This window comes from Thalassovita gelatinovora, assembly GCF_001458355.1.
Taxonomy (GTDB): Bacteria; Pseudomonadota; Alphaproteobacteria; order Rhodobacterales; family Rhodobacteraceae; genus Thalassobius; species Thalassobius gelatinovorus.
In genome coordinates this window covers 111,816-131,730 of record NZ_CYSA01000027.1, presented here as the reverse complement: position 1 = coordinate 131,730, position 19,915 = coordinate 111,816, and the positions used below count along the sequence as shown (strand labels likewise).

General features: G+C 58.4%; 22 protein-coding genes. 6 read left to right on the top strand and 16 right to left on the bottom strand.

Annotated elements, in window-relative coordinates:
* The first annotated feature begins 9 nt into the window (after window positions 1-9).
* Window positions 10-924: an endonuclease/exonuclease/phosphatase family protein gene (locus TG4357_RS16955; RefSeq protein WP_058264089.1), complete on the top strand. Its 915-nt coding sequence runs from the start codon at window positions 10-12 to the stop codon at window positions 922-924.
* Here the strand turns inward: TG4357_RS16955 and TG4357_RS16950 are convergent.
* From TG4357_RS16950 to TG4357_RS16925, 6 genes are all read right to left on the bottom strand, one after another.
* Window positions 921-2,510, bottom strand: coding sequence for an ABC transporter ATP-binding protein (locus TG4357_RS16950; RefSeq protein ID WP_058264088.1), 1,590 nt, complete (start codon window positions 2,508-2,510; stop codon window positions 921-923). The genes TG4357_RS16955 and TG4357_RS16950 overlap by 4 nt on opposite strands.
* Window positions 2,507-2,815, bottom strand: a complete 309-nt coding sequence (locus TG4357_RS16945; RefSeq protein WP_058264087.1) for a hypothetical protein — start codon at window positions 2,813-2,815, stop codon at window positions 2,507-2,509. Before TG4357_RS16945 ends, TG4357_RS16950 begins: the two co-directional genes overlap by 4 nt.
* A complete protein-coding gene (locus TG4357_RS16940) occupies window positions 2,812-3,924 on the bottom strand; it encodes an ABC transporter permease (RefSeq protein ID WP_058264086.1) in 1,113 nt (370 codons plus the stop codon). Before TG4357_RS16940 ends, TG4357_RS16945 begins: the two co-directional genes overlap by 4 nt.
* On the bottom strand, window positions 3,924-5,012 hold the full coding sequence (locus TG4357_RS16935; RefSeq protein WP_058264085.1) for a microcin C ABC transporter permease YejB: 1,089 nt from the start codon (window positions 5,010-5,012) through the stop codon (window positions 3,924-3,926). The genes TG4357_RS16940 and TG4357_RS16935 overlap by 1 nt, the downstream gene beginning before the upstream one ends.
* A 9-nt stretch (window positions 5,013-5,021) precedes the next feature.
* Window positions 5,022-6,935: an extracellular solute-binding protein gene (locus tag TG4357_RS16930; protein WP_074646840.1), complete on the bottom strand. Its 1,914-nt coding sequence runs from the start codon at window positions 6,933-6,935 to the stop codon at window positions 5,022-5,024.
* 167 nt (window positions 6,936-7,102) lie between these two features.
* Entirely contained in the window at window positions 7,103-7,627 is a 525-nt protein-coding gene (locus TG4357_RS16925) for a c-type cytochrome (protein ID WP_058264084.1), read from the bottom strand.
* A 119-nt stretch (window positions 7,628-7,746) separates the two neighbouring features.
* Between TG4357_RS16925 and TG4357_RS16920 the strand changes: the two genes are divergently transcribed.
* On the top strand, window positions 7,747-8,580 hold the full coding sequence (locus TG4357_RS16920; RefSeq protein WP_058264083.1) for a prephenate dehydratase: 834 nt from the start codon (window positions 7,747-7,749) through the stop codon (window positions 8,578-8,580).
* Window positions 8,581-8,657: 77 nt separating this feature from the next.
* On the opposite strand, the gene TG4357_RS16915 is transcribed toward TG4357_RS16920, so the two are convergent.
* From TG4357_RS16915 to TG4357_RS16895, 5 genes are all read right to left on the bottom strand, one after another.
* On the bottom strand, window positions 8,658-9,215 hold the full coding sequence (locus tag TG4357_RS16915) for a F0F1 ATP synthase subunit B (RefSeq protein WP_058264082.1): 558 nt from the start codon (window positions 9,213-9,215) through the stop codon (window positions 8,658-8,660).
* Between the two features lie 5 nt (window positions 9,216-9,220).
* Window positions 9,221-9,781 carry a F0F1 ATP synthase subunit B' gene (locus TG4357_RS16910; protein WP_058264081.1) on the bottom strand — a complete coding sequence of 187 codons (561 nt, stop codon included), beginning with the start codon at window positions 9,779-9,781 and terminating at the stop codon, window positions 9,221-9,223.
* Window positions 9,782-9,861: 80 nt separating this feature from the next.
* Window positions 9,862-10,086, bottom strand: coding sequence for a F0F1 ATP synthase subunit C (locus tag TG4357_RS16905; protein ID WP_025046967.1), 225 nt, complete (start codon window positions 10,084-10,086; stop codon window positions 9,862-9,864).
* A gap of 54 nt (window positions 10,087-10,140) precedes the next feature.
* Entirely contained in the window at window positions 10,141-10,899 is a 759-nt protein-coding gene (locus tag TG4357_RS16900) for a F0F1 ATP synthase subunit A (protein WP_058264080.1), read from the bottom strand.
* A 2-nt stretch (window positions 10,900-10,901) separates the two neighbouring features.
* Window positions 10,902-11,231, bottom strand: coding sequence for an AtpZ/AtpI family protein (locus tag TG4357_RS16895; protein ID WP_058264187.1), 330 nt, complete (start codon window positions 11,229-11,231; stop codon window positions 10,902-10,904).
* A 252-nt stretch (window positions 11,232-11,483) separates the two neighbouring features.
* Between TG4357_RS16895 and TG4357_RS16890 the strand changes: the two genes are divergently transcribed.
* Window positions 11,484-11,834: an ArsR/SmtB family transcription factor gene (locus tag TG4357_RS16890; RefSeq protein ID WP_058264079.1), complete on the top strand. Its 351-nt coding sequence runs from the start codon at window positions 11,484-11,486 to the stop codon at window positions 11,832-11,834.
* Between the two features lie 20 nt (window positions 11,835-11,854).
* Here TG4357_RS16890 and TG4357_RS16885 read toward each other — a convergent pair whose 3' ends face one another.
* The 3 genes from TG4357_RS16885 to TG4357_RS16875 all read right to left on the bottom strand — a co-directional run bounded on the left by TG4357_RS16885 (window position 11,855) and on the right by TG4357_RS16875 (window position 13,977).
* Window positions 11,855-12,736: a DMT family transporter gene (locus tag TG4357_RS16885; RefSeq protein WP_058264078.1), complete on the bottom strand. Its 882-nt coding sequence runs from the start codon at window positions 12,734-12,736 to the stop codon at window positions 11,855-11,857.
* A 1-nt stretch (window position 12,737) separates the two neighbouring features.
* Entirely contained in the window at window positions 12,738-13,613 is an 876-nt protein-coding gene (locus TG4357_RS16880) for a LysR family transcriptional regulator (RefSeq protein WP_058264077.1), read from the bottom strand.
* 127 nt (window positions 13,614-13,740) lie between these two features.
* Window positions 13,741-13,977 (bottom strand): hypothetical protein, encoded by a 237-nt coding sequence (locus tag TG4357_RS16875; protein WP_058264076.1) that lies wholly within the window; start codon window positions 13,975-13,977, stop codon window positions 13,741-13,743.
* 367 nt (window positions 13,978-14,344) lie between these two features.
* On the opposite strand from TG4357_RS16875, the gene TG4357_RS16870 reads away from it, so the two are divergent.
* Entirely contained in the window at window positions 14,345-14,941 is a 597-nt protein-coding gene (locus TG4357_RS16870) for an FMN-dependent NADH-azoreductase (protein WP_058264075.1), read from the top strand.
* 148 nt (window positions 14,942-15,089) lie between these two features.
* Here the strand turns inward: TG4357_RS16870 and TG4357_RS16865 are convergent, their stop codons facing one another.
* Both TG4357_RS16865 and TG4357_RS16860 read right to left on the bottom strand, forming a co-directional pair.
* Window positions 15,090-15,899 carry a M90 family metallopeptidase gene (locus tag TG4357_RS16865; protein ID WP_058264074.1) on the bottom strand — a complete coding sequence of 270 codons (810 nt, stop codon included), beginning with the start codon at window positions 15,897-15,899 and terminating at the stop codon, window positions 15,090-15,092.
* 118 nt (window positions 15,900-16,017) lie between these two features.
* Window positions 16,018-16,773, bottom strand: a complete 756-nt coding sequence (locus TG4357_RS16860) for a putative nucleotide-diphospho-sugar transferase (RefSeq protein WP_233487550.1) — start codon at window positions 16,771-16,773, stop codon at window positions 16,018-16,020.
* 197 nt (window positions 16,774-16,970) lie between these two features.
* On the opposite strand from TG4357_RS16860, the gene TG4357_RS16855 reads away from it, so the two are divergent.
* Together TG4357_RS16855 and ffh are read left to right on the top strand one after the other, a co-directional pair.
* Window positions 16,971-18,194, top strand: coding sequence for a hypothetical protein (locus TG4357_RS16855; RefSeq protein ID WP_058264073.1), 1,224 nt, complete (start codon window positions 16,971-16,973; stop codon window positions 18,192-18,194).
* Between the two features lie 196 nt (window positions 18,195-18,390).
* Entirely contained in the window at window positions 18,391-19,914 is a 1,524-nt protein-coding gene (gene ffh / locus TG4357_RS16850) for a signal recognition particle protein (protein WP_058264072.1), read from the top strand.
* The last annotated feature ends 1 nt before the right edge of the window (window position 19,915 follow it).

The following is a 19,915-nucleotide window of genomic DNA, read 5'->3' as shown; positions in this document are numbered from 1 at the left end:
GGTACGTCCATGCGTATTGCCACATTCAACCTGCAAAACCTGCGCCTGCGCGGCACCCATCTGGATGGCGCACGCGATGGCGACGTACCACAGGATCACGGGGCACAGGCCAAAGCGCTTGATCGCGCCGACCGCGCCCTGACTGCGCAGGTCATCCGTGACACCGATGCCGATATTCTGGCGTTGCAGGAAGTTTTCAATCAGCCGACGCTGGATCATTTCAACACCCATGACCTTGCGCCGCTCGGGGCTGACTATCCGTTCCGCACCTGCCTGCCGGGCAATGACGGGCGCGGCTTGGATGTCGGGCTGATGTCGCGGATCGAACCGGCGCTGATCCGGTCCCATGCCGACCTGACCCCGCAGGGTCTGAACCTTCATTTCGATGCTCTTGCCGACGATTTGCCGATTTTTCGCCGCGATGTGCTGTTGGTTGAAATTGGTCCCCTGACCCTGTTCATCTGCCATTTCAAGGCGCCCTACCCTGACAGCGATCAGGTCTGGGCCATTCGCCGCGCCGAAGCACAGGCGCTGCGAACACTGATCACCCGCGAAATCCCCGACCATGCCCGGGCGCTTTGGATGATCCTTGGCGATCTGAACGAACCCGCCCGCAACGAAAACCGCGCGGCCGCGATTGCCCCCTTGCGCGATGGCTTTGCCGTCGATCTGCTGGACCGTATCGCGCGCACGGACCGATGGTCCTGGCATAACCCGATTGAGCACCTTTACGGTCATCCCGATGCCATGCTGGCCAGCCCGGCATTGGCGCGACGCTGGCCCGATGCGATCCCCCGGATTATCCGCAGCGGCATGGGGTTGGAAACCCGTCGCAATGCAGGCCCCCACCTGCCGGGTGTGGGCCATCACCGTCCCCATGCCAGCGATCACGCCGCCGTGGTGGTGGAACTGTCGGGCATTTAGCCGCTGGGTTCCAGCGTCGCAGCCAGCAAGCTTCGGGCATAGTCGGTCTGCGGATTGTCAAATAGGTCTTGCGCCGATCCCGCTTCGACCACATCGCCCTGTTTCATCACGATCATCTTGTGGCTCATCGCGCGCACCACGTTCAGATCGTGGCTGATGAACAGATAGGCCAATCCGTATTTGTCCTGCAGATGCCGCAACAGATCGACGATCTGCACCTGCACCGTCATGTCCAAAGCACTGGTCGGTTCGTCCAGAACCACCAGACGCGGCCGCAGGATCATCGCGCGGGCGATGGCGATGCGCTGCCGCTGCCCGCCGGAAAATTCATGCGGGTAGCGGTGCATCATGGCGGGGTCCAACCCGACCTCCTGCATCACCTCGGCCACCATGTCGCGCCGGTTGCGCCCAGGTTCGACGCCATGCACGCTCAGCCCCTCGGCGATGATCTGTTCGCAGGTCATCCGTGGTGACAGGCTGCCGAACGGGTCTTGAAACACGATCTGCATTTCCTTGCGCAGCGCCCGCAATCGTTTGGTGGACCACCCCCGCACGTCGCTTCCGTCGAAGGTGATACCGCCCTCGGACCCGATCAAGCGCATGATCGCCAGCGCCAGCGTGGTCTTGCCCGACCCGCTTTCGCCAACGATGCCCAGCGTTTCGCCCTCGCGCACGCTGATCGTGGCGTCATTGACCGCCTTCACATGGCCGACGACCTTCTTGAAAAAACCCTGCTGGATCGGGAACCAGACCCGCAAACTGTCGGTCTTGACCAATTCCTTGGCCCCTGCCGGCACCGCGATAGGCTGCCCCGATGGCTGTGCCGACAGCAGCTTCTGGGTATAGGGATGCTGTGGATTTTCGAAAATCGCCGCAGTCGGCCCTGTTTCGACGATTTCACCATCCTTCATCACGCAGACCCGGTCAGCGATCCGCCGCACGATGCTCAGGTCGTGGGTGATGAACAACAGCCCCATATCTTCGGACCGCTTCAATTCGGCCAGCAATTCCAAAATCTGCGCCTGAATGGTCACGTCCAGCGCCGTCGTTGGTTCATCCGCGATCAGGATGTCAGGCTTGTTGGACAACGCCATGGCGATCATCACTCGCTGCCGCTGCCCGCCCGACAATTGGTGCGGATAGGCACCCAGTCGGCTTTCGGCGTCACGGATACCGACCTTCTGCAACAGTTCCAGCACGCGTGTCCGGGCTTCATGGCCCACCACAGATTGATGCAGGGCCAAAGATTCGGTCAGCTGCCGCTCGATCGTATGCAACGGGTTTAGCGACGTCATCGGTTCCTGAAAGATGAAGCTGATATCATTGCCCCGTACCTTGCGCAGCAACCGGTCCGGCGCATCGATCATTTCCTGACCGTCATAGCTGACAGAGCCACCGACCTGCGCCACATCGCCCAACAAGGACACAGTGGACAAAGCGGTCACCGATTTTCCGGACCCACTTTCCCCCACTAGGGCCACCGTTTCACCCCGGTCCACGCTGAACGACACGCCCTTGACCGCCATGTTGGTCTTGCCGTCCTGCCGGAAAGCGACGGTCAGGTCCTTGACCTCAAGAATACTCATAGAGACCTCATCGCATTCAGCATGATCACACCCCAGATCGCGCCACCGATGGTGAAGGACAACCCGAACCAGTTCAGGGGCCGGGCCTGCCACCGCATCAGGCCGGCATAGAGCACCGACAACGCCACCGGTCCGAAGGGCACCGCCCAAAGCCACAGCAAAGTGCCAAAACGACGCGCGGACAGATCGGCGCCCAGAATCCCGAACCCGATCCAGCCCAGCACAATGACCGACACGGCGACCGCCGTTCCGCTAAGCCCGTTCAGGGTGCATTGCCATTTTGAGATACAGACGGGCGCGGTCATTGAAACGTCTTCCTCGGATCAAACGCGTCGCGCACGCCTTCGAAAATGAACACCAGAAGCGACAGCATCACCGCGAACACGGTGAATGCGGTGAAAGCCAGCCACGGCGCCTGCAGGTTCTGTTTCGCCTGCAAGGTCAACTCACCCAAGCTTGGTGCCGAGGACGGCAATCCGAACCCAAGAAAATCCAGACCCGCCAGCGTCGAAATGGTGCCGGTGACGATGAAGGGTAGCATGGTCAGCGTCGCCACCATTGCGTTGGGCAGCATGTGGCGGAACATGATCACCCGGTTCGACACGCCCAAAGCCTTGGCCGCGCGCACATATTCCAGGTTCCGCGCCCGCAGGAATTCGGCCCGCACAACCCCCACCAAAGCGGTCCAGCCGAACAGCACGATGATAAACACCAGCAGCCAGAATCCACGCCCCAGAATGGCGAACAGGATGATGATCACGTAAAGCGACGGCGTCGCCCCCCAGATTTCGATCACCCGCTGGAAAATCAGGTCGAGCCAGCCGCCGAAATAGCCCTGCAATGCCCCTGCCGTGATCCCGACCACGCTGGCCAGAGTGGTAACGATCAGGGTGAACAGGATCGACAACCGGAAGCCATATATCACCCGGGCCAGAACATCGCGCTTGGTGTCGTCGGTTCCCAGCCAGTTCATGTCATTGGGCGGCAGCGGCGCCGCCCCCGGCCGATCCACCGTGGTGCGATAACTGTACGGGATCGGCGGCCACAGCGCCCAGCCGCGTTCAAACCCATCGGTGCCTTGGTCAAATCTACCGTCGGAAATCGCCGCGACCATCCCTTCGGGATCGTCCCAGCAGTCTTCCAGCCCGCCGCTCATGATCAGGCATTGCACTTCAGGATCGCGATAGGGCGCTTCGGTCTGGAAATCGCCGCCAAAGGCGGTTTCTGGATAGAACCGGACAATCGGCGCATAGAACTCACCGCGATATTTCACCAGAATAGGTTTGTCATTGGCGATGAATTCGGCGCAAAGCGACAGGCCGAACAGGATTGCGAACAGGATCAGCGACCAGAAGGCGCGGCGATTGCGTTTGAAATTGTTCCAACGGCGCTGGTTGAGCGGGGACAATGCCATCAGCCTTCCCTCTTCTCGAAATCAATCCGCGGATCGACAAAGACATACATCAGGTCCGACAGGATGCCGACCACCAGCCCGATGATACCGAAAATGAACAGGGTGCCGAAAATCACCGGATAATCACGCGCCACCGCCGCTTCGAACCCCAACCGGCCCAGCCCGTCGAGGCTGAAAATCGTTTCGATGATCAGCGACCCGCCAAAAAACACCCCTATGAACACCGCCGGGAATCCCGCGATCACGATCAGCATCGCGTTGCGGAACACATGGCCATACAGAACCCGGTTTTCCGACAATCCCTTGGCCCGCGCGGTCATCACGTAATGTTTCTTGATCTCATCCAGAAAACTGTTCTTGGTCAGCAGCGTCAGCGTGGCAAAGGCCGCAATGGTCGATGCCAGCACCGGCAGCGCGATATGCCAGAAATAATCGACCACCTTGCCGACCAACGACAGCTCCGCCCAATTGTCCGATGTCAGCCCCCTGAGCGGGAAAATCTGCCAGTAACTGCCGCCCGCGAACAGCACCAGAAGCAAAATCGCGAACAGGAAACCAGGGATGGCATAGGCCACGATGATCACCGCGCTGGTCCAGGTATCGAACCGGCCCCCATCCTGCACCGCCTTGCGGATGCCCAGCGGGATCGAAATGGCATAGGCGATCACGGTCGACCACAGACCCAAAGTGATCGACACCGGCATCTTTTCCAGCACCAGATCGATCACGCTGATCGACCGGAAATAGCTTTGGCCGAAATCAAGCCGCATATAGTTCCACAGCATGTTGAAAAACCGCTGCAATGGCGGCTTGTCGAACCCGAATTCCTTTTCCAGTTGGGCAATGAATTCCGGCGGCAAGCCACGCGCCCCGGCATATTCGCTTTCCGAGGTGACAGCGGCGCTGCCGCCGCCCGCATCACCGCCCCCGGCGATGCCTTCGAACACGTCACCTTGGCCCTGAACCTGGGCGATGATCTGTTCGATTGGTCCACCCGGCACAAATTGCACCAGCGCGAAATTGATCACCATGATCCCGATCAGCGTCGGAATCACCAGCAAAAGGCGGCGAAGAATATAGGCTCCCATGTTGCTGCCTTACCGGATTGCCCCGGCGTCTTTCAACGCCTGATATTTGTCCGGGTTGAACCACCACAGCCCCATTTCCCCCAGCGACGTTTTCGGCGGGGTATCGCCATAGGGTCGGTCATACATGTCGAAATAGGCGATGTTATGCGACGCCTTGAACCATTGCGGCACCCAGATATGCATCGCCCGCAAAACCCGGTCCAACGCCTTGACCGCCGTGGTCAGGTCTTCGCGCGACTTGGCGTTTTCGATTGCCGTGATCAACGCATCCACTGCCTCGTTCTTGACCCCCGCAATATTGCTGGACCCTTCCGCATCCGCCGCGTCGGATCCGAAAATGCCGCGCAATTCGATCCCCGGTGTTTGTGACATCGAATAGCGCCGCACGGTGATATCGAATTCAAACTTCTTTTCGCGTTCCTGCAATTGCGCATTATCAACCCGGTTATAGATCGCTTCGACCCCCAGCCGTTTCAGGTTCTCAACGTAAGGGTTGAAGATGCGTTCGAAGGAGGGGCTGTCATTCAGCATCTCGATGGTCAGCTTTTCACCCTTGGCGTTGACCCGGATACCGTCATCACCGACGGTCCACCCCGCCTCTTCCAGCAACTTGCCGGCTTGGCGCAGCATCTTGCGGTCCGCCACCTTGGCCGGGTTCGACACTTCGGGCACAAAAGCCGGTTCCGTAAACACGGATTGCGGCACGAAAGCACGCAGCGGTTCCAACAGCGCCAATTCCGCCTCTGAAGGCAGCCCGTCTGCTTGCAGATCGGAATTTTCCCAGAAACTGTCAGTGCGTTCGTACAACCCGTAAAACAGGCTTTCGTTCGACCATTCGAAATTGAACGCCATCGAAATCGCCTGCCGCACCTTCGGGTCGGCAAAAATCGGGCGGCGGAGGTTAAACCACCACCCTTGCGTCCCCGCCGGGCGACCGTCGGGCAGGGTTTCCACCTTGACCCAACCTTTGTCGATAGCCGGAAAATCATAGCCGGTGGCCCAGAGCAGCGACAGGAATTCTTCGCGGTAACTATAGGCCCCTCCCTTGAACGCCTCAAAGGCCGAGGTGTAATCGGCGTAATATTCCACCGTCAGAACATCGAAATTGTTCTGACCCACATTCACGTTCAGATCCTTAGCCCAATAATCGTCGCGCCGCTTGTACTTGACCGACCGACCCGGATCGACCGACAACAATTCATAAGGCCCCGATCCCAAAGGCGGTTCCAGCGACGATTCCGAAAAATCACGATCCGCGTAATAGGCTGCAGAAAAGATCGGCAAACCGCCCACTGTCATGATCATTTCACGCAATGGTCCATCGGGATCGAAGGTGAATTTCACCGTGGCTGAATCCAGCGCCTCGACACTCTGAACATCCTTGAGCAAAACCTTGTAGACCGGTACCCCCTTGTCGCGCAGCACGTTGAAGGAAAACATCACATCCTGCGCGGTGATCCGGGAACCGTCCGAAAATACCGCTTCGGGTCGCAAGTGGAACACCACCCATTCTCGGCTTTCGGGATAGTCCAGGCTTTCCGCCACCAATCCATAGGCGGCGTCAGGTTCATCCAGATTTCCGGTCAGCAGACTGTCAAAGAACACCGATGACATCGCCGCCGCATTCCCCTTCAGGATATAGGGCGACAGGCTGTCGAACGTACCCGACGTCCAGGTCGAAAATTCCCCGCCCTTGGGCGCGTCAGGATTGACGTAATCGAAATGCGCGAAATCTGCTTCGTATTTCAGATCCCCGAAGGCAGAAATCCCGTGGCTGTGGATGATCTTTTCTTCCGCCCGCAGTGGCAGTGCCAGCAATGTCAAACCCAGCACCATCATCATCGTCAACACGCGCCATAAGGCCGGCGTGGCAATGGCTTTAGTGGTGGATTGATTCGTGTTTTCCCGGTGGTCAGGGATCATCTCGGGTTCTCCTGCATGGACTTCTGCTTTTTGGGTCAAGCTATAGAGACATATTGCAGGTTCAAGACAAGATTACCTGATCAAAACGTGATTATCCCCATGTACCAACAAAAAACCGCCGTCCGATGTGGACAGCGGCTTTGAAATTCGTCCCGAAACGCGTTCGCTCAGTCGTCCAGGCTATCCAGATAAGCGACAAGATTGGCCCGGTCGGTGATCTTCTTCAGACCAGCGAATGACATCTTGGTGCCTGGCGCGAACCCTTTCGGATTGGTCAGGAAATCGTTCAGATGATCCGGGGACCAGACATCGGCAACAGCGACCAAGCTTCCCGAATATCCAAATCCGTCTATCGAACCGACAGTGCGGCCCACAACGCCGTAGAGCGACGGGCCGGTTGCGTTGGCGCCTTCTTCGATCTTGTGGCAGGCTTTACACTTCGAAAACACCTTGGCGCCTTTGGCGACATCGGCTTCGGCCAGCACTTCTTCAAAGCTCGGACCTTCTTCGACGACTTCTTCACCCTGGTCATCATCCGCGCCAGTATCAATGACATAGGCTTGTTCAGCGTGATCGCCGTGACCACCTTCCATTGAATAAAGTGTCTCTGCAGCCCAATTACCGAGCAAGAACACCAAGAGCGTTCCGCACAGCGCGCCACCAGCTTTCGTAAGGGTCATCGTATCAAACATGGGAGCCCATCCGTTTCGTGTCTGTCGGCGCGTATGTATCCGCTTCCCCTTGTCTTGTGCAAGGTGTAGTTTGCGCGACCAAACGCCTAAGTGGGGCAAAGTGACAGGAAAAACAACATATGACCAAGCGGATTGCATTCCAGGGTGAACCCGGTGCCTATTCTCACGAAGCCTGCCGCGCCGCGCGGCCCGGGATGGAAGCTCTGCCCTGTCGTACCTTCGAAGAAGTAATTGCGGCGGTTCGCGACGGTCGTGCCGAACTGGCAATGCTGCCGATTGAAAACTCCACCTATGGCCGGGTGGCCGACATTCACCGACTGCTGCCCGAAAGCGGGCTGCATATCATCGATGAAACTTTCGTACGGGTGCGCATCGCGCTGATGGCCAACCCCGGCGTCACGCTGGATCAGATCAACACGGTCAATGCCCATCTGGTGCTGCTGCCGCAAAGCGCCAATTTCCTCAAACAGCACGGTATCCGTGGCGAAGCCTATGCCGACAGCGCCGGCGCGGCGGCCGATCTGGCCGCCAGCGGGGCAACCGATCTGGGCGTGCTGGCTTCGGAATTGGCTGCCGAAATTTACGGCCTGAACGTGCTGGCCCGCGATATCGAAGATTTCGGCCATAACACCACCCGGTTCCTGGTGATGTCACGCGACCCGAACCATGACCGACGCGGGGAAACCTGCATGATGACCACTTTCGTGTTTCAGGTCCGTAACATTCCGGCAGCGCTGTACAAGGCGATGGGCGGCTTTGCCACCAATGGTGTCAACATGACCAAGTTGGAAAGCTATATGGTGAACGGATCGTTCACCGCGACCCAGTTCTATGCCGATATCGAAGGCCACCCGGACGATCCGAATGTCAAACTGGCGCTGGAAGAACTGGATTATTTCACCACCCACACCAAGATCCTGGGTGTCTATCCGGCCGAAACCCGCCATCACTGACCCGTCAATCGACAGACAAAAAACACCCCGCCACTGGCGGGGTGTTTTTTTTGCAAATCCTCTGACGCAGTTGCGTCTTAGTGCAGCTTTGCGTCAACTTCAGCAATAGCCGCGTCGATCAGCTTGTTGCCGGACGCTGCGGTCATCTTCTTGGCGATCACGTCATTGGCAGCACCAACGGCGATCCCGATCGCTGCATCGCGAACATCCTTGACCGCAGACGCTTCGGCCGAAGCAATCTGATCCTTTGCCGAAAGCAAACGGCGTTCGATGGATTTCTCCAACTCGACCTTGGCCTGCTCGGCAAAGATGCCGGCTTCTTCCTTGGCTTGCGCGACGATCCGGTCGGCCTGTTCCTGAACTTCCTGCTGCTTGCGCTCGTAGGAGGCCAGAACGGCTTGGGCTTCTTCGCGCAGGGCACGGGCTTCGTCCAGATCGGACTTGATACCCTCGGACCGCTTGTCCAGCATCCCGCCGATCATGCCGGGTACCTTGAAGTAGAACAGCACCGCGATGAACAGGATGAATGCCAGCAACACGATGAAATTCGTGTTGTGCAACGAAAAGAACGGGCCAGACGCCGCAAGGGCCGGGCTGGCCGCTGTCAGGGCGAAAAGAGTTGCCAGTTTACGCATATCCCTTACCCCTTGATCCGGGCAGCCACGGCTGCGTCGACGGTTTTCGCATCGGCTTCGCTGCCCAGGGCGGCGATGATTTCTGCGGCGGTGTCCTTGGCAACATCCTTGATGCTGTCGAGGGCATTAGCGCGGATCTCGGCGATGACTTTTTCACCTTCGGCCAGTTTGACGGCGATCTCGGCATCGGCTTTGGCAACCGCTGTATCGAGTTCCGCCTGCATTTCGGCCTTGGCTTCAGCACCAATGCGCTGAGCTTCGGCACGGGCTTCGGCCAAGGCTTTGTTATAAGCCTCTTCCGCGTCCAGTGCCTTCGCCTTCAGCTCTTCAGCCTTAGCGATATCATTCGTAATTGTCCCCTGACGCTCGGCCAGAACCGCAGCAATGCGGGGCAGCGCGATGCGCGACAGGACGAAATAGATCACGACCAGCGTGACCAGAAGCCAAAAAATCTGGTTACCCCAGGTGGAAAAATCCAGCTGCGGCATACCCGGAGCGGCAGCTTCGTGCCCCCCTTGCATTGCCTCGGCAGCGTGGCCTGCGGCTTCGTGCGTTTCAGTCGCCATGACGTCCTCCTTGGGAACTTCCGGTTACACCGGGAAGGCGCGCTGCGCCCACCCGGCCGTAAGGATGTGTTCCGTAAGGCTTAGACGGCGAACATCAGCAGCAGAGCGACGAGGAACGAAAAGATCCCCAGTGCTTCTGCAAACGCGATGCCGATGAACAGGGTGGCGGTCTGCGACGCAGCTGCCGACGGGTTGCGCAGGGCGCCTGCCAGGTAGTTACCTGCGACGTTACCCACACCGATTGCGGCTGCACCCGAACCGATTGCTGCCAGACCTGCGCCGATATGTGCCAGTTCACCTTCCATGATGTATCTCCTTACGATTGGAAGTTGGAATAGATAGAGTTCTTGAGACAGACCTTAGTGCGACGGATGCAGGGCATCTTTCAGATACACACAGGTCAGAATGGTAAAGACATAGGCCTGAATAAAGGCCACCAGGACCTCCAGACCATACATTGCGGTGATCGCCAGCACCGAAACCGGGCTAACCACTGCGATCGCTGCGAAACCCGCGAACACCTTGATCACGGCGTGGCCCGCCATCACGTTACCAGCAAGACGAATGCTGTGGCTGACGGGACGCACGAAGTAGGAAATCAGTTCGATAATGGCCAGGATCGGGCGCAGCGCCAGCGGCGCGCTGGACACCCAGAACAGTCCCAAAAATCCAAGCCCGTGCTTGACCAGGCCCAAAATTGTCACCGACAGGAATACCAGAAGCGCCAAAACCACAGTGACGGCAAAATGCGACGTGGTGGCAAAGCTCATCGGCAGCAGGCCAAGGAAGTTGGCGAAGACGATGAACAGGAACAAGGTCATCACATAGGGGAAAAACTTGACCGCATCCTTGCCGGTCACATCTTCGACCATCTTGTAGACGAACCCGTAAGCCAATTCACCGATCGACTGGCTGCGCGACGGGATCATGGCCCGGCGCGAGGTACCCAGAACCATCATCAAGATGACTGCGACAACCGCCAGACCCATCCACAGGGTTGCATTGGTGATCGTGTACCATTCGATTGTGTCGCCACCAAAGAGCGGCTTCACGATGAACTGATCCATCGGATGAAATACCAGACCGCCTGTTTCGGCGCCGTGCGCTTCGCTTGCCACGTCTATACCCTCTCGTTCTTCTCGGCCTCATCGGCCAATATCTGCTCCTGGATCTCTTTCGACGTGCGGATCATCGTCTTTATACCCGCCGCCAGACCCAGCAATGTGAATATGACAAGGAAGATCGGGATCGTCCCGAACAGGCGATCAAGCCCGTATCCTATGCCAAACCCGATCCCAAGACCGGAAACCATTTCAATCACCATGCGCCAGGCCATATTGGCCTGAGAATAGTGTTCATCCGCGCGGGGTTTCGGGGCCTGGGTCTTTCGAACCGCCTCGAGCCGGGCCTCAAGCTGCTGGATCTGCTGCTTTTGGTCGGGATCGGTCACGCGCAAAACCCCCATCGGATGTTCGGGCACTTGCTATGCTGCGCAGGCACCCGAGTCAAGCACGCAAAACAGGCCACCGAACCAATGCTAACCTATTGTTTTGTAGAGCATTTGTTGCGGCATGAAAATGCAGGCAAGAGACCGGCAAGCGGATGTTAGCGCCATCTGCGCCGGAAAACGTTATTCAACCTTTCGGTTGATCTTTGGCAGCACGCGGTTGACCGGTTGTTCCCGCCCGCCTAGGAAAAAGACATGATCAGACTTTCCGACCTTGATGCCGTTTTTGCAGCGCTTGCCGATCCGACCCGACGGCGGATTTTATCAATGTTGCTTGAAGACGACATGGCGGTCACCGATGTGGCCGACCCGTTCGAAATGTCCTTGGCGGCGATTTCGAAACACCTGACGATCCTGGCCAATGCCGGGCTGATCAGTCAGGAAAAACGCGGCCGGGTGAAATGGTGCAAACTGGAACCGGACGCGCTGCGCGACGCCAGCGTCTGGATGCAGGGGTTCGGCCAGTTCGAACCGGTCAACCTGGAAGCGTTCGAACGGTTTCTGAAAACCGAGCTTGGCGAAACGGGTGACGCCTCTGAAGGGTAAGCCCCCCGTTCTGCCGCGCCTTAATGTTCGTCGCGCAACAACAACAACAACGCCATCACCGTCAGAATCACCCCGCCCAGAACCCAGGCGGTCGGCACCCCGTGGCCCAGCGCCAGTTCCCAAACCAACACCCAGCTTGGGGTCAGATAGGTATAGGCCATTACCTTTGCCGATGGCAGCCGCAGCGACGCGTATTGCAGCAAAACGAAGGTCACCGCGCTGGCGAAGACCGCGATATAGATCAGCGTGATCCAGACGATCCCGGGCAAGGCCGCCCAATCGGTCGCCATGATGTCGCTCCAGCCAAAGACAGTGACGAGCCCGCAACAGGCCAGCAGCATGCCAAAGGTGAAAACCACCGCCGGTTCGCCCCGGTTCAGCAATCGCACCATCGGAGTATAGATCGCATGAGCGATACAGCCCCAGAAAAAGATCACCTCGCCTTCGCCGACCTGAAACCGCAGCAGCGCCGACACATCCGCCCCGAAAATGACCCAAAGCGCCCCTGCCCCGCCGATCGCCAACGCCAGAACCATCCGTCCCGTTGTCACCTGACGCAGCAGGGCGAACCCGGCCAGCGCGGCCATGATCGGCGTCAGGGTGAATACCGCAGCCGCCGACACCGGCTGCGCGGTTTTCAATCCATAGAACATCAGCACGAAATAGGTGGCAAAGGTGCCGCCCAGCACCAGATAGCGCCAAGGCGCGCGAAAGGCGCTGCGCGGAATGCCCGTGGTCAGCGCGGCAGCAATCCCGACCAACACGGCGGCAATGGCAAAGCGCGCCGCGGTCAAGGCCGTCGGCGCAATATGGTTCGCCGCCATCACGCCCAGCGAAAACGACCCCGCCACGAGGGCGGAAAACACCAACATGGCCAGATGGCCGCGTGCCGCTTGGGTCATCTCAACCCCAGTCCTTGGCACGTTCCTTGAGGAACTTCACGAAGGCCTGCACCTTGGTGGTGCGATGCAGATCGACATGAGTCACCAGCCACAAAGACGATTGCCAATCTTCGCGGTCGGTGCAGATTTCCGTCAGATCGGGATGTTTCTCGGCTTCCCATTTAGCCATGAAACCGATACCGACCCCCGCCAATACAGCCAGATGCAGTGCCCGGTAATCGACGCTACGGAAGATGATGTTTTCTTCGGGAACCTTTTCCCACAGCCAGCGATAAAAAGGCGCAAGACTGTTGCGGTTATCGGTGCCGACAAACAGGTGGGTCTTAAAATCGTCGGTGCAATCGGGCTTCCCCATTCGGTCGACATAAGATTTCGCCGCATAAAGCGCCGTATTCTGAGTCAGCAGTGGTTGCACGACGTTGTCGGGTTCTTCCGGTGCGCGCCCGGCGCGGATGGCGACATGGGCTTCACCATATTCCAATCGGAACAACCGATCCCCGGTCAGGTAGCGCAGAATGACTTCGGGATATTTGAGGCGGAAATCCGCCATGACCGGCATCAGCAGCGTCGATAACCCCGACAAAGAGGTCACGACCAATTCGCCCGACACGCCATCCCCCTGGCCTTTGATTCGTCCGGCCAATTGGCTGAACTGATCGTCGGTGGCCTGCGCCACCCGCATCAGATCCTGTCCGGCTTCGGTCGGGGTGTAGCCACGCGCATGGCGCTGGAACAGCTTGATGCCCAACTGGGTTTCCAAAGCGTCGATATGGCGAATCACGGTGGCGTGATGGACCCCCAATACTTCGGCAGCACCGCTAACCGTGCCCATGCGCGCCACCTGAAAGGCGGTGCGAATTTCATCCCAGTTATCCATTGAAAATCATCCTGTTTCGGCTCTGGAAAATGCCCCGGCCATGCGATAGCCGCCCATAACAGGCAGGCTATCAACGAAAAAAGCGCACCACAACGGGCGCGCTTCATTCAATTCTTTTAGGAATAAATTATTCCGTGGTGACGGTGGTGCTGTCGCTCGAGGACGAGGACGCGACCAGAGCCAGCACAACAGCACCAGCGATAGCGGCGGGCGCGATGCCTGCGCTGCCCAGCGACGGAGCCGCCAGAATATCGTCGTCGTCAGGAGTCACAACGGGATCGGCTGCGCCGCCCAGACCACCAGCAACGGCTGCGAGAGGAGAGAAAGCGACAATCGCGGCGGCCGCAATAATTTTGAATTTCATGGGTAAACCCCCTTAGATATAAGACTGGGCTCAACCTAGTCTTCCCGGGTGCAAATTGTCAATCACTCTGACCCTGCTAATTTTGGGGACACTGCGCAGTATGGCAGTATTGCTACACCCGTGCTTCAGAACGCCTCAAAAGGCGTCAATACCGCTTCCAGAACAATCATTTCCGATAAATCAGCCCGGAATCTCAATAAACTTCAGATCAGGCTTTGTCAGTGTGTTTCGCACCGTCTTCAAGGTCGCATCCGGGGCACATCAACGTTCAATTACGCACATAAATATGCGCATTTTGCGAGATTTTCAATATTTTCGCACATCGATATAGAAGGCACATCAGACGATTAAACACAGGACATGTAACATGACCCATTCCATCTTGCATATCGATGCCAGCATCAAACCTGCAGGCTCGATTTCCAAGGATTTGACCCGCGCCATCGTTGACCGGTTGCGCGGCGCTCATACCGATTCGGACCTCATCTATCGCGATCTGGGGGCCAACCCGGTGCCCGAAACCGACGCGGCCTGGATCGTTGCGGTGAACACCCCTGCCGATCAGCGCAACGCCGAGCAGTCCGAAATCGCCGCCCTGTCGGACCAATTGATTGCCGAACTCAAAGCCGCCGACACCGTGGTGATTGGCCTGCCGGTCTATAATTTCAACCTGCCCAGCCAGTTGAAAACCTGGTTCGATCAGATGGCGCGGGCGGGTGAAACCTTCCGCTACTCCGAATCGGGTCCGGAAGGATTGGTAAAGGGCACCCGTGCGATCATCGCCTATTCATCGAACGGTACCCGGCTGGGATCGGATATCGATTTCGCTTCGGGCTATCTGCGTCACATGCTGGGCTTCTTCGGTATTACCGATGTACAATTCGTCGCCTCAGACCACTTCGCCATCGATGCCGAAGCATCGCTGAACGCCGCCAATGAAGGCATCGCCAACCTCGCGGCCTGATTTTCGGCGCAGTGAAACGCACAAATTCCGAATGCCAAAGTCACGGGCGGTTGCAGATCAGCGACCGCCCGGATTTCTGTGGGATGCCCGCTTTCAGTTCAGCGCTAAGATACTGCGGACCTGATCCCATGTTATTACCAAGGTCGGATTATCCCCATTCCAACGGGTCAAGACGCAAAAGCATTGCCAGTTGTTCGTAAACCGCGGGTTCGCCACGTTCGAGCGCCGCCGGTTTTTCAAAAAACGCCTCAACCGCCACTGCGAAAAACTCCTCTGGGCCCTCGGCACCATAGGCGTCCAATACGGTCCTGCGCCCCGCCTGAACATGTTGAACGTGGTTTTCATACGCGGTGACGAACACGCGTTGCCAGTCTGCGAAGCTCTGATTTCCGTTGAGGTTGGGGACACCGTCAGTATGCCCGGACAGATCGTCGATCTGATGGGCGAATTCATGAAAAACGACGTTATGACCGTCCTCGTCATTGATGGCGCCCTGTTGGGCATGCGCCCAGGACAGAACCACCGGACCGCGGGCCCAACTTTCACCCGTCCGCACCGTTTCGCGTTCGGTCACCACATAGCCGCTGTGTTCGGCATGGCGCGACTTGAACGCCCCCGGATAGATCAGAATGGTGCGCAGATGGTCGTACCATGCGTCACTGTTGACGACGAGAAGGCAGGCTTGCGCCGCGATTGAAAGCCGCATTTCTTCGGTCACGTCCAACCCGTTGCAGCCGATAAATTCGATCTGGCTCACAAACGCGTTGATCTTGCCTTCGAACCTGCCGCGCAATTCGGACGGCAGTTTTCGGGTCAGCGGCACCTGTTGCGCGACAATGCTACGCTGATGATCCGTAAGCGGGGTCGTCAGAAGGTTTGCGCGCGCCTGCCGTTTAGACCAGGACCAAGCGCCCAAAGCACCTGCCGCGATGAGCAAGAGAATAGGATAAACTGCCATCTGAACCTGCTCCACCGGACAACCCGCCCCAGAGTAGCTAGACATTCGCGGGTATAAAACAAGCGGTAACGACGTTCGGTTCTGTCCTGCCGCACCTCGCAAAATACCGATTTTCCGCTCAGCGCTGCCATGGAGCGTCGGCCCCATCGGCGCGCCATTCTTCCTCCAGTGCGATACGTTCCAGCGCCCGCAATTCATCCAGCGTCGTCACCCGTGCGCCCCGTCCGCGCAAATGCTGCAACAACCGATGCGAATGGATGATTGTCGGCACCGCATCCAACGGTTCCCACGCATCCAGCATCGTAACCCGGCGCAGGTTGAATTCCGGCGGCAGCACATAAAAGCGCAGATCGCTGTCCCACAGCAGATCCTTCAGAACCGGCTGATCCCTGTCGCCGTCAGAGCCCTCATAACGCCGTTTCCATTCGGCGAAAAACGCCGCCATTTCGGCATCGTTTCGATACAGCATCACTCCCGAATTCAGCTGTGGAAACGCGTAAGGTGTCGGATGAGTCCCGTCCTGTATCAGCTCCATCCGCCGACGGACATCATGGGCCAGCGACAGCGCGAACCGGTCGGCCAGATCGAACAGATCACCCAAAGGGGCAATCACCAGCGTGTCGCAATCCAGAAACAACACCCGATCGAACCGCGCCTTGGACAAACACTCCAACTTGACGCGCGGATGGGTCGACGGCACCGGATGCACCCGGTCGAACCCGTCAACACCCGGCGCATCCGGCAGATCGGTGAACAGATCGACCGGCACCCCGGGATTGCTGTGCCGGATGCTGGCCAGGCATTGCACCGCCAGATCGACATATCCCGCCCCTGTTGCCACCAAGATCACGCCATCGCGCATGGTTTCCCCCATCACTTGCCACACTCCGTTTACAACACGATGCCACCGCGCGCGAACCCATCTTGGCCACCGCGCGCGAACCCATCTTGTTGAAAACCAATCCGGTTATGTCCGACCACAAAGCCCACAACGTTCGGAAATAATGACTATCGAAACACGAAGATCGCGCCTATCGTGCCGATCATTCCTGACCACAGAAAGAATGCCCCATGTTTGCCGTTGCAGATACTGAAAAACTGGTGGCGGATGGCATCATCACGCCCCTTCAGGCCAAGGAAATCACAAACCGCGCCCGCGACGCGATGATAACACTTGCCGTAAATTCTGTGCTTTGTCTGGGCATTCTGGCCGCAACGGCCGGATTCATCTTGTGGCTGGCCAATCCGGTCGCGGTTGCCCTGTTGGGATCGCTGATGCTGGCCGGTGGCATCGCCATTCTGGCGCGCGGCGCCAATATGGTCCGCATGTTCGGCAACGCGGCTTCGCTGATCGGCGCGGGCCTGTTGCTGGGCGGCGGCACGGTTGAACTGCTGATGAATTTCGAACACAGCGCCGGTTGGATCATGACGGCTGTGGGCGCAATCACCACCGCCCTGTCCGCCCTGGCGTTGACCCGCAAAAGTGCTGCGGCAGGCTTCGTGATCGGGGCGATATTGCTGATGGGTGTTGGGCTGCACCTTTTTGGACTTGGCTTCCTGTTCTATCAGTTCGACCTGTTCGGCGCCGTAAAAGCGGGCTTCTTCCTCTACGCCTTCGCGGTGATCGCGGGTGCGGGTTGGTTCACCGATGTCCGGCTGATCACGGCCTTATCCATCGTCCCCTTTGCGCAGGCGCTGGATACCGGGACCGAATACTTTCACGCCGCTTACGTGTTCTATTCTCCGGAACCGGTGCTTTCGATATTACAACTCAGCGCGCTGATTGCACTGTGCCTCTGGATCGCGGCGCGCCGGCCCGGTCAAGTGGCGCGCCATGCCGGTATTCTTGCGATACTGGCCTTTATCGTTGCCAACATGTCCGCGTTGGTCGGATCGCTTTGGGGCAATACGGTGGGCGAAACGATCTGGGGACCCGAATATTCCGATTTCAGCGGAACCGACGGCCAAAGCGACTTCGAACAATACCAAGCCGCGCAGGAAGCGTTCCGTGACATGTCCCTGCACATTTCTGCAAATGTCTTTTCCGTACTATGGGCCATCGCGCTGGTCGCCATCGTGTTCTGGGCCGCCCACCGCAACAAACGCGGGCTGTTCAACGCGGCCATGACCTTTGGCGCAATCCACGCCTACACCCAGTTTTTTGAAAGCTTTGCCGATGAACCGCTTGCCTATGTCATCGGCGGGCTGGCGGCGATCCCGCTGGCTTGGGGCATGTGGCGACTGAACGCGACCATGCTCGCCAAATCACATCCCCTTGCCGACAGGCCGATTTGAACCGGAAAACTTGACTCTGCCGCGCCGCATCTCTAAACGCTGCCTCAATTCCGGGAGTCTGTCATGCTTCCGGTCCTTTGCATCATGCAAGGATCGCCCCCCGTCAGCGCGTCGCGCCCACGGGGGCAGTTGGCATTTGGGCCGGTCCTGCTTACCTGTAGGACCATATTGAAACGGCGTTGAAGGAGCCGCAGGAATGTTTGAAAATCTATCCGAACGCCTGGGCGGAGTCTTTGACCGCCTGACCAAGCAAGGCGCGCTGAGCGACGAAGACGTCAAAACCGCCCTGCGCGAAGTGCGTGTCGCACTGCTCGAAGCCGACGTATCGTTGCCCGTCGCCCGCGATTTCGTCAAGAAAGTACAAGATCAGGCCACCGGCCAATCGGTGACCAAATCGGTCACACCGGGTCAACAGGTCGTCAAGATCGTACATGACGCGCTGGTCGATGTTCTGGCCGGCGAAGGCGATCCCGGTGCGCTGAAGATCGACAACCCGCCGACGCCGATCCTGATGGTCGGCCTGCAAGGGTCCGGCAAAACCACCACCACCGGCAAGCTGGCCAAGCGGTTGACCGAACGCGAAGGCAAGCGGGTGCTGATGGCCTCGCTTGATGTCTACCGTCCGGCGGCGATGGAACAGTTGGCGGTTCTGGGCACCCAGATCGGTGTCGACACCCTGCCGATCGTGCCGGGGCAGAAACCGGTCGATATCGCCAAACGCGCCAAGCAGCAGGCGACGATGGGCGGCTATGACGTCTATATGCTCGACACTGCGGGTCGGTTGCATATCGACGAAGTCCTGATGGACGAAGTCGAACAGGTTCGCAACGTCGTCAACCCGCGCGAAACCCTGCTGGTGGTCGACGGATTGACCGGTCAGGTCGCCGTCGAGGTGGCCGAAGAATTCGATGCCAAGGTTGGCATTTCTGGCGTCGTGCTGACCCGGATGGATGGCGACGGGCGTGGCGGTGCTGCCTTGTCGATGCGCGCCGTCACCGGCAAGCCGATCAAATTCGTCGGTCTTGGCGAAAAGATGGACGCGCTGGAAACCTTTGAACCCGACCGGATCGCGGGCCGTATCCTTGGCATGGGCGACATCGTGGCGCTGGTCGAAAAGGCGCAAGAAACCATCGAGGCCGAACAGGCCGAACGGATGATGCGGCGGTTCCAGAAGGGTCAGTTCAACATGAACGACCTGAAAATGCAGCTGGAACAGATGATGAAGATGGGCGGCATGGAAGGCATCATGGGCATGATGCCGGGCATGGGCAAGATGGCCAAGCAGGTGCAGGAAGCCGGGTTCGACGACAAGATCATCACCCGCCAGATCGCGCTGATCCAGTCGATGACCAAGAAAGAACGCGCCAATCCCAAATTGTTGCAGGCCAGCCGCAAAAAGCGGATCGCCAAAGGCGCCGGTCAGGATGTCAGCGAACTGAACAAACTGCTGAAAATGCACCGGCAAATGGCCGACATGATGAAGAAAATGGGCAAGATGGGCAAAGGCGGCATGCTGAAACAGGCCATGAAAGGCATGTTCGGCAAAGGCGGCATGCCTGCCGACATGGCCGGAATGGACCCGTCCCAAATGGACCCCAAAGCGCTGGAAGCCGCCGCCAAGGCGATGAGCGGCGGCAAGGGATTGCCCGGCGGATTGCCCGGTCTCGGCGGCGGCATGGGCCTACCCGGTGGCCTCAGCGGTCTGGGCAAGAAGAAGTAAA